The organism is Neptuniibacter sp. (assembly GCF_024231755.1).
In the GTDB taxonomy this organism is placed as follows: domain Bacteria; phylum Pseudomonadota; class Gammaproteobacteria; order Pseudomonadales; family Balneatricaceae; genus Neptuniibacter.
Genome location: NZ_JAAEQH010000071.1, coordinates 1 through 1,195 on the forward strand (window position 1 = coordinate 1; position 1,195 = coordinate 1,195).

At 44.6% G+C, this 1,195-nt stretch carries 3 protein-coding genes; all 3 read left to right on the plus strand.

Annotated elements, in window-relative coordinates:
- On the plus strand, positions 1 to 342 hold a 342-nt coding region (locus GY843_RS03495; RefSeq protein ID WP_297306566.1), incomplete at its 5' end, for a hypothetical protein.
- On the plus strand, positions 335 to 718 hold the full coding sequence (locus GY843_RS03500) for a hypothetical protein (protein ID WP_297306568.1): 384 nt from the start codon (positions 335 to 337) through the stop codon (positions 716 to 718). The genes GY843_RS03495 and GY843_RS03500, both read left to right, overlap by 8 nt.
- Positions 715 to 1,195 (plus strand): DNA cytosine methyltransferase (locus tag GY843_RS20980; protein WP_367183788.1); only part of this gene is annotated, 481 nt, incomplete at its 3' end. The genes GY843_RS03500 and GY843_RS20980, both read left to right, overlap by 4 nt.

Here is a 1,195-nt window from a genome sequence, read left to right on the forward strand (position 1 = left end):
CTTGATGGGTATCAACGCAGAAAGGATAGAAGCGTAAGTTTACGTTTGCTTACACAAGAGCAGACGAGCGCAGACCTAATGAACATTGATAGTTTGTTAGATACATTCGGTATACTGTACTTTAGGGCTGATGATTCGCCCGAAGAGAGCGTGCCGTTTGAAGAGTTAGACAGCATAGAGTTAGACCTGTACGATAAGAAGAAGACACAGAGCCAAAGGTTACGTGCTGTACTCTACAAGTTGTACAAGCAGGAAGGGGGAGAGGGAGAGTTTAAAGACTACTACAAGGTAAAGACAGAGAAGATTATTGAACATTTTAAAAGCAGACTAGAAGATGAGTAAAGCAAGCTATCAAGCCCACGAAGAAATTAAGCCTAAGAAACCATCTATGGAACAGCAGGTACATTCTTACTTGAAAAATAAGGGAGCAACTACTTTAGAAATGATTGGCTTTCAGCTAGGCATAAAAGCGCAAACAGCATCAGCAAGACTGAGCGAGATGCACGACAAAGGCATAGTTACCTTTGATCCATACGGAGCATACAGGCTGACTTATGATGAAGAAGAAAAGCAACAAACAATTCTGATTCGTGGGCGTGAAAAGCGCGACAAATGGATTGCTCAGGGGTACAAGAATAAATGGATTAAACAAATTTATGCTCAAGTCCCTCAAGGTGGAGGACATACAGAAGTGCGAATGATTTTCACAGACAAATGACACACGCAAGTTTGTTTAGTGGTATTGGTGGCTTTGACCTTGCAGCGGAATGGTCAGGGTTTACCAACCTCTTTAATTGCGAGTGGGAAGAATTTCCTCGCAAAGTCCTAAAGCACCACTTTCCTAATGCAGAACAATATGGAGACATACACGACTTTGACGCAACTAACTATAATGGACGAATTGACATCCTTAGCGGAGGGTTCCCCTGTCAACCGTTCAGCGTCGCAGGAAAACGAAAAGGATCGGAGGATGAACGCCACCTGTGGCCAGAGATGCTTAGAGTTATCGGAGAGTGTAAACCGCGTTGGGTCGTGGGCGAGAACGTTCGCGGGATTGTTAATTGGTCGAACGGATTGGTCTTCCAAGAGGTGTGTTCTGACTTGGAAGCTCTTGGGTACTCCGTCCAATCGTTTATTATTCCAGCTTGTGCCACAGGCGCACCACACCGAAGAGACAGAGTCTGGATCGTTGCTA

Bases quoted from the DNA above. Each gene is read 5' to 3' on its own strand.
- GY843_RS03500 (WP_297306568.1), top strand. From the start codon at position 335: ATGAGTAAAGCAAGCTATCAAGCCCACGAAGAAATTAAGCCTAAGAAA.